Origin of the sequence: aff. Roholtiella sp. LEGE 12411 (genome assembly GCF_015206995.1) — a bacterium.
Taxonomy (GTDB): domain Bacteria; phylum Cyanobacteriota; class Cyanobacteriia; order Cyanobacteriales; family Nostocaceae; genus Komarekiella.
Genome location: NZ_JADEXR010000212.1, coordinates 1 through 8,226, shown reverse-complemented (window position 1 = coordinate 8,226; position 8,226 = coordinate 1). Strand labels below are relative to the sequence as shown.

The window sequence follows — 8,226 nt, the reverse complement described above, 5'->3', positions numbered from 1 at the left end:
CCCCATGCCCCATGCCCCATGCCCTAAAAGAATGCTGCTTGGTGACGAATCAAGTTAAAGAATTCTTCGCGGGTTTTGTGTTCCTCTTGAAACATACCAACCATTGCACTGGTAACAGTCCAAGAACCCGGTTTTTGGACACCTCGCATTACCATGCACATATGGGAAGCTTCCATCACAACAGCGACTCCTTGAGGTTCCAGAATGGTCTGAATTGCTTCGGCAATTTGCCGAGTTAGCCTCTCCTGTACTTGCAAGCGACGAGAATACATCTCGACAATCCGAGCCAGCTTACTCAGTCCCACAACTTTTTGGTTAGGGATATAAGCAACGTGTGCTCTGCCCATAAATGGCAGCATGTGGTGTTCGCACAAACTAAAGAAATTAATATCTCGCACTAATACCATCTCGTTATGTCCTTCATCAAAGATGGCATCGTTAACGAGTTCTTCTAGGGATTGGTTGTAGCCACTGGTTAAAAACCGCATTGCCTCGGCCACCCGCTTGGGTGTTTTGAGGAGTCCTTCGCGTTCAGGATCTTCTCCTACGCCTAATATTAGTGTCCGCACGGCATCTGTCATTTCTTCCATCTGTTCCTCTTTTGGCGGGAACACATCCGCTTGTCGTCCGTTGTGGGTATTGCGATCGGGTCTAGGATTGATAGCTTCTGCCAAATCGGGAATCAGAGGCGATTGAGAGCGATTAGAACCGTTGGAACTAGCGATAGTCATGATGTAGTCTTGGTTATGGTTTGAAGGCTAGTCATTAGTTATTAGTCATTGGTTGTTAATTTGGAATAAGTCACAAAAAACAAATGACAAATGACAAATGACAAATGACATTTTAGAGGACGCCAGCGCTAGGCATCAGGGTTAATTCATCAACAACTGCCTGTTGTGGTAACAGAACTGTGTAGAGAATTGATTGAGCAACAATTTCCGGGGTTAACATCTTTGAGCGGTCAAAATTGGCATGAACAGTTTCTGTGTCCCAAAGTTCAGTGTTAACTGCACCAGGAAAAATAGCAGTAACGCGAATGCCGTTGCCTCGTTCTTCTTGTGCCAGAGTCTGAGAAAGGGCTATTAGTCCAGCTTTACTGACGTTATATGCACCCCAACCAGGGAAAGGTTGTTTTGCAGCAATAGAGGCGACGTTGATAATTGTGCCGCCTTGCTCGCGCATTGAAGGCAAAATTCCCACAATGCATTGAAACACACTAGTGAGATTCAAGTTAATTACTTGTTGCCAGTCTTTTAATGGGGTTTCGCTCAATGTGCCTGTGTATGCTATACCAGCGTTGTTTACCAGAATATCTATGTTGCTAAAGTCAAGAGCGATCGCCTGGATCTTTTCTTGTACTTCTGAGATACAAGCTAGATCCACAGCGTAAGCTTTCGCTTCCACCCCAGCTTGCTGTGCTGCTTCTGCAACTGCCTCCAACTTATCCAAAGAACGGCTGACTAAGGCGACATCTATTCCCGCCTTTGCAAAAGCCAAAGCCGTTGCTTTTCCAATTCCACTACTTGCCCCAGTAATTAGGGCACGTCGTTTCTCCTCAACACTCATGGTTTCTCCCAATTTTTTGGCAGTTCCGAAAGCTTATTTCCACCTAATTATTCACATTTCTCTGTTTGGATAGATTAAAAGCAGCTAAAAATCCGTTAAATTGTTCTGACACCTGCTGTACTGTAGTACCAGGGCAATAATTTTCGGATCAGCACTTTTTATCTTCTTTGTGGTCTGGGAAAATGGTTAAAAGGTAAGGGGTAAATTTCAGCCTTTTTCCTTTTCCCTTAACCGAAAGTTATTGAGTACCAAGGTGGATACATTGTCATTTGTTTTTTCCCAGTAAGGACAACAAATTATCGCCTGGGAAATCATACCGTACATTCAAATTTGATTACTTAAATCCTAAACAAGCTAATCAATCAAATTCAGTACGCTTGCTAAACACGCAAATGCCTATGGCTGAGAAGATTGTTAAAAATCTTTAAGCACATAGGCAATTATAGCACTGCTGTTAAGCTAATCAATGATCTCCAGAGGTGCTAGTGGGCAACTTCCGTAAAAACACCAATTTTACGGAATTTTTCATAGCGCAGTTGGCGTCGTTCTGGAGCTGTTAAGCGATTGAGTTTATCCAAATTGTCTAACAGGGCTTGTTTGAGAGTTGTAGCGGCTTTGAGTGGATCTGCATGAGCGCCACCTATGGGTTCAGGTAGTATTTCGTCGATAATTCCTAAGTTTTTTAGATCAGGAGAAATGATTTTTAAGGCTACCGCTGCTTGGGGAGCCTTAGCAGCATCTTTCCACAAAATAGCAGCACAGCCTTCAGGGCTAATAACGGTGTAAACGGCGTGTTCAAACATTAAAAGGCGATCGCCTACACCAATACCAAGTGCGCCACCAGAACTGGCTTCACCGATGACTGTGCAGATGATGGGAACATCCAGACAAAACATCTCTCGTAAATTGTAGGCGATCGCTTCTCCGGCACCTTGTTGTTCCGCTGCTACTGTAGGTAAAGCGCCTGGAGTATCGATAAAAGTCAAAATCGGCATACCAAACTTGTTGGCATGTGCCATCAAGCGCAGCGCCTTGCGATAGCCTCCTGGGGAAGCCATACCGAAGTTTCGGGCAATATTGTCTTTGGTGTCGCGTCCTTTTTGTTGACCGAGCATAACTACGGGTTGTCCACCTAAACGAGCCACACCACCAATTAATGCCGGATCGTCACCACCACTGCGATCGCCATGCAATTCCATCCATTCATCACTTATTGCTTGAATGTAGTCAAGAGTGCTGGGGCGGCGAGGATGCCGAGCAACTTGTAGTCGCTGGGATGGTGATAAACTACTGAAAATTTCCTCACGCAGTTGCATGGCACGTGCTTCCAGTTGACGGATTTGTCCAGAAACATCGACACCGTTTTCTTCTGCAAGTTGCCGAATCTGTTCAATCCGGGTTGCAAGTTCTGCTAGTGGTTTTTCAAAATCCAACAGTAGCGGTTTTCGCTCGATAGTTGCCATTGTTAGGAGTTATGAGTTACGAATTATAAGTTTTGAGTCATTTGTCCTTGAAGTTCTGATCGCTCACCTTCTTAGAGCGACGTCAGAGCGCCGACTTGCGACGCTCTGAATTCTCTGTTTGTCATTTGTCCTTAGCTGTTAGTTATTTTATTACTAATGACTAATGACTAAGGACTGTTGACTATTAATTATTGACTAAACCAGCAGTGGTCTAAATCCGTGTTTAACTGACACCCGACCAATCTGCTCCATTTTGTCTACAGTAATCTGATTGCGTCCCCATGAAAAGTTCGTGTATAACTTCTCAAATTCCAGTAACATTGATTCAGCAAAACAAGCAAACAACTGGCGTGCTGGCACGTCCATATTGACTATTTTCATAATTTTCCAGTCAATATCAAGAGAGTGCTCTACAATCCCACCATTTAGCACATGTACCCCAGGATGCTGAATTTTCATTGCTAAGTTTTTAGGATAACCACCATCAATCAACAGACAAGGTTTCTTCAAAACCGTAGCGTCAATTTCCACACCTTTGGGCATACTAGCAACCCAAACTACAATATCAGCTTGGGGTAGGGCTTCGCTCAAAGCCATAATTTTTCCACGTCCTAGTTCGCCTTGCAGCTCTTGAAGACGTTCTTGGTTACGCGCTATCAGCAACAGCTCTTTGACATCAGTTCTTGCATCTAGCCAGCGTGTAACTGCACTGCCAATATCTCCTGTTGCTCCACATACAGCAACAGTCGCGCTTTTAAGATCAATTCCTAGTTGTTTTGACGCTTCTTCCACCTGCCGACAAATAATATATGCAGTATGTGTATTTCCTGTGGTGAAGCGTTCAAATTCTAGTTTTATGTTGCGGACTTGGCTAAATTGCTCCAACTTAAAGTTTTCAAAAATAATTGAGGAAAACCCACCTAAAGCCGTAATGTTGATGCCATGCTTCTGAGCATGGGCCATAGCATTCAGGATTTTGCGTGTTGCTGCTTTGATGCGGCGAGTAGCTAGCATCTCTGGTAAAAAGCAAGATTCGACATACCGTCCTTCAATTTTTTGCCCAGTCACACTGGTAACGATAATGCTATCAACTATTTGCGGCGGGGCGCTGCACCAAAAATCTAGCCCTTGATCGGCATATTCTGGATATCCCAATTCTTGGGCTACTGCTTGAGCGTGTTCTAAACTAGTCAGATGTCCAATTAGACCAAACATGTAGTGATGTAGTAGGCTTGTGCTGCCTCGAAAGCGTGGAATTTAGTAGTTTCAGTAGTCCTGAGTCCAGAGTGTAAATTGGAACTAATCAGTGATAACTCTGAACGGCAGAAATCTTTGATCAGAAGTTTGATAACTCAGTACTTGTTAACTTAGCGAGAAGTTGCAAGTAGGGTTTCGGGCAAACTTGTCTCAAGGTGAGCCACTGTGGTCTTAAAGTTTTCCCAAGTGGAGGAGCCAGCCGCATGGGCGGGTTTCCCTACTTGAGGGGATTGGTGTCAAGTGGCGTGAGACGCCAAGGGCGAACAGTGACTCAGCACTGTATCTAAGCTGCTGTAAGTCCGTAGGCTGACATACGCATGATGTCACGAGTGGTAAAGCCGATATTACTCAATGCTTCACCGTACTGGATCATAAAGTCTTCTATCAAAGCATCTTTTGCCATTGCTAAGGTATGAGCATCGTCTGCAACTTGGTTAAGCATTTTCCAGACGATGGGTAGATTTTGGCGATTTGCTTGCTCTATTTCAGCTTTGGATTCTGTATAGTGTTCTTTCAACCAAACTTCTCCAAAGTTGAGATGACTGTACTCATCTTTTACTACTCCTTCTGTAATTTTACGTGCAAAATCGTCAGCAACTGGGATGTAAATGTTATATGCTGCTATGGCGAAACATTCAATAATCAAAGACTGAATTAACAAGCAGGTAACAACTTTACCTTCTGCCGCTGCTATTTGGAAATTTTGGTGTAGTCCGGCAAAAAATTCCTTGGCAAATTGCAAATCTGGCGTTACCTGTAAGTTGCGTCCACAAGCTTCAAATCCTTTTTTGTGGCGACTTTCCATCTTAGATAGGCGAATCAATTCATTTTGATATTCCGGCAGCAGTTCAGCCAGTCTGATGTAATTATCATGGGCTTCTTGTTCCCCTTCAATCACGATCGCATTAATACGGCTGTAAGCATCTTTGTATATTTCGCTGTGAAAATCAATTGCATCAAATTGTTCTGCAAGCTGCTGCATGGTATGTTTACTCCTGTAAAACTGAATCATTTAATACCAGAGTTTAATTTACTCTCTAAATTTAGGGTAACAAGCACTGTGGTTTAATTTTACTTAACAAGTAACTATGTTCATAGATTAGCTTTTGCTTCTAGTACTAGAAAAACAAATGTTTTGCAGAGCAACTCATGTCAAAATCAAACTGGAATCTGAAATCTGGCGATTTTTTGAGCCTAGGAGTACTGCTAGTAGGGGCATTTATCGTTTTGTTGCCGCTGTTTGTGGTCTTTCTCACTTCATTTGCACCTCCGGGAGCAGCTTTAGAAGTTTTACCCAAAAATAACTGGTCATTAGCTAATTACCGCGATGCCTGGCAGCAAGGTAAATTTTTGCTGGCGTTTGCTAATTCTACCTTGGTAGCGATCGCTGTGACGGCGTTTCAAATTGTCACTTCGGCATTGGCAGGTTACGCCCTAGCACGGCTGAAGTTTCGCGGACGGCAAGCACTGCTACTGATTGTCTTGGCAACTTTGGTGATTCCCTTTCAGTTATTGGTGATTCCCATATTTTTGGTGTTGAAGTGGGGACACTTGATCAACACATACTGGGCGCTGATTTTACCCACCACTGTCAACGGCTTTGGCATTTTTTTGTTACGTCAATATTTCCAAACAATTCCTGTGGAGTTAGAGGAAGCCGCAGCCATAGACGGAGCAAACCGACTGCAAATCTTATGGCAGGTGATGTTACCTCTAGCTCGTCCAGCTTTAGTAACGCTATTTCTGTTCACCTTTATCGGCGAATGGAATGATTTGTTTAAACCTTTAGTATTTACGACACGCCCAGAATTAAGAACGGTGCAGCTAGCTTTGGCAGAGTTTCAGGAACAATTTACGAATAATTGGCCCTTGATGATGGCGGCTGTTACCATTGCTACTGTTCCGGTGATGGTACTCTTCCTTATTGGTCAACGTCAGTTTATTCAGGGTATTGCCGCGACGGGGATTAAGAATTAGCGAGTGAACCTAGCAAGGAGCGATCGCTACCATTCCCCTCTGCTCCCTTACTCCATACCTCGTTCCTTCAACATCCCCATTAATTTACGCTTACGGGCGTGGGTTTGCATCAACTCATCTCGATAACTTAACCAGTCGGCTTTTCTTGCAGATTCCAAGTAGGCGGCACGTGCCATTTTCAGCCACTCAATTGCCTCGTCATAGTATTCTGCCTTACCTGCATTCATAATCTTTTCGGCACGGCGACGAGCGTTGGCAATTACCCAATTAGGATTGTAAGGGATAGCAGCATTCATCACTCGGAGAATTGACTCAGAAGAATAGGAACTGAGTTCACTGGCGATCGCAATAGCATCATCAATTAGCTCCTCATATAAGAAAATATCTACCTTTACTGATTCTGTTCCCCAACCTTCATAGCTACGGACGATCTGCAACAGGTCTGTTTTGATAATTTCCCAATTTTCCCCAGCGAATTCTTCTATCTTTTGGTAGTCAAAAAAGGATGGCTTGACTTGAAAAGCAGCTTGAATTGCTAATAAAGCAGCTTCATGATCACCCAACTCCTCTGCTAATTCACTTGCCCAAATTCCTAAATGGTACTGACAATTACCCTGTAAATTTAATCCACTTTGGGCAATCTCTAGTGCTTGCTGCAATGCTCCTTGCTCGCTGAGTGTTTTCGCTAGGGCAAAAGCTTCTTCCATTGAGTTCATCTGGATTTGAGCAGCGTTCATTGCTTCTTCTACTCGACCTAACTGCCCCAACATTGTCAGATATTGTTGGTTTTGCCCTTCTGCTTGTGCCAAATACAGGTATTCTTGATAACGCTCCTGACGTTCGAGGATTTTCAGGCGCATTAGTGCCAAATCATCAACGTAGTCTGGTGTTTCTCCTTGCCAAACTTCCATTTCAGTGAGATTTCCTTGGAGTACTTTGACTAATGGCAGGTAATCCCAACCCTGCCGTAAAGCCTCTAGACTCATCCTAAAATCAGCGTCCCACTCATCTTGCCATGCTTCCAAATTCACCTGAACATCAACTTTTTCCTCAAGGCTGAGTTCAGCGGTGAGAATTGCCTCACACCAAGCATCATTTAATTCCCTAGCAATCTCATCGTTTTCAGCGCCGTATTCTGCCACATCATGCCAATTTTCTACACAGGTAGAGGTAATCGCTTCCAAAATAGCGATCGCATTATTACCTTCTCCCCGTTCGCTAAAATCTACAGCCGTTTGTACTACACTCAGCAACTCCTCACAAAGTGGGTCTTCTTCACACCCCTCCTCAAAATAGCGCACCGCATCACGGATAATTTGCCGCACTTGTCGCCTAAAGGGAGCCGGATCAACAGCAGTGTAGCGTAAGGTTTTTGTGGTATTTTGCTGGGGAGCCGGACTTGTCATCCAGTAGACATGGCGGTCAATAACCTCAATCAGTGGCGGGTATTCTGCTACCAACTCTTGCAGAAGTCTTTGGGTTTGGACATGATCTAAGCGATTAAGTAATTCTTCTAGGGTGGGACGTTGCTCAATAGTTTCTGGCTGACGCGCACAGACGAGCATTGTTGCCACAATATGTTTGCACCACCCGTCAAAGTCGTAAGCACAGCTGCAATTTACTGAGAGCAACTCGCTGCTATCAAAATTCAAGCTAACGCGATAAGGCTTAGCTTGATTACCTTCAACTTCTGCCTGAAGCAGATGACCACGTTGGGTGACTGCATTGACAGCACCGGACTCATAGTATGCCTCGCCCCGCTGGAAAGATTTGGCGTTGGCATTACGGCGGATAGTAAATTCACTGATGGAGGGAATAGACATCAAGCGATCGCCCGCGTAAATCCTTTGTCTGGATGAATTTTAAATCTAGCTTAGGTGTTAAGCTAACGCGCTGTAAAGAAACTCAAAGTTATTAGGTATTGATTATTTTTTATTCATCTTGTCCCCCAATCCCCATGCCC

General features: G+C 44.0%; 7 protein-coding genes. 1 reads left to right on the top strand and 6 read right to left on the bottom strand.

Annotation, left to right across the window (positions count from 1 at the left end; genetic code table 11):
- Positions 1-23 precede the first annotated feature (23 nt).
- The 5 genes from folE to IQ246_RS27400 form a co-directional block, all read right to left on the bottom strand.
- Positions 24-731 (bottom strand): GTP cyclohydrolase I FolE, encoded by a 708-nt coding sequence (folE, locus tag IQ246_RS27420; RefSeq protein WP_194006447.1) that lies wholly within the window; start codon positions 729-731, stop codon positions 24-26.
- A 112-nt stretch (positions 732-843) separates the two neighbouring features.
- Positions 844-1,566, bottom strand: a complete 723-nt coding sequence (locus IQ246_RS27415) for an SDR family oxidoreductase (protein WP_194006446.1) — start codon at positions 1,564-1,566, stop codon at positions 844-846.
- 482 nt (positions 1,567-2,048) lie between these two features.
- Positions 2,049-3,029 carry an acetyl-CoA carboxylase carboxyltransferase subunit alpha gene (locus tag IQ246_RS27410; RefSeq protein ID WP_194006445.1) on the bottom strand — a complete coding sequence of 327 codons (981 nt, stop codon included), beginning with the start codon at positions 3,027-3,029 and terminating at the stop codon, positions 2,049-2,051.
- Positions 3,030-3,224: 195 nt separating this feature from the next.
- Positions 3,225-4,244: a long-chain acyl-[acyl-carrier-protein] reductase gene (locus tag IQ246_RS27405; RefSeq protein ID WP_194006444.1), complete on the bottom strand. Its 1,020-nt coding sequence runs from the start codon at positions 4,242-4,244 to the stop codon at positions 3,225-3,227.
- Positions 4,245-4,569: 325 nt separating this feature from the next.
- Positions 4,570-5,268: an aldehyde oxygenase (deformylating) gene (locus IQ246_RS27400; RefSeq protein ID WP_194006443.1), complete on the bottom strand. Its 699-nt coding sequence runs from the start codon at positions 5,266-5,268 to the stop codon at positions 4,570-4,572.
- 167 nt (positions 5,269-5,435) lie between these two features.
- Between IQ246_RS27400 and IQ246_RS27395 the strand changes: the two genes are divergently transcribed.
- Entirely contained in the window at positions 5,436-6,263 is an 828-nt protein-coding gene (locus IQ246_RS27395; protein WP_194006442.1) for a carbohydrate ABC transporter permease, read from the top strand.
- A gap of 47 nt (positions 6,264-6,310) precedes the next feature.
- Here IQ246_RS27395 and IQ246_RS27390 read toward each other — a convergent pair whose 3' ends face one another.
- The gene (locus IQ246_RS27390) at positions 6,311-8,086 is read right to left on the bottom strand and encodes an SWIM zinc finger domain-containing protein (RefSeq protein ID WP_194006441.1); all 1,776 of its coding nucleotides are present in this window, start codon (positions 8,084-8,086) and stop codon (positions 6,311-6,313) included.
- Positions 8,087-8,226: the final 140 nt, after the last annotated feature.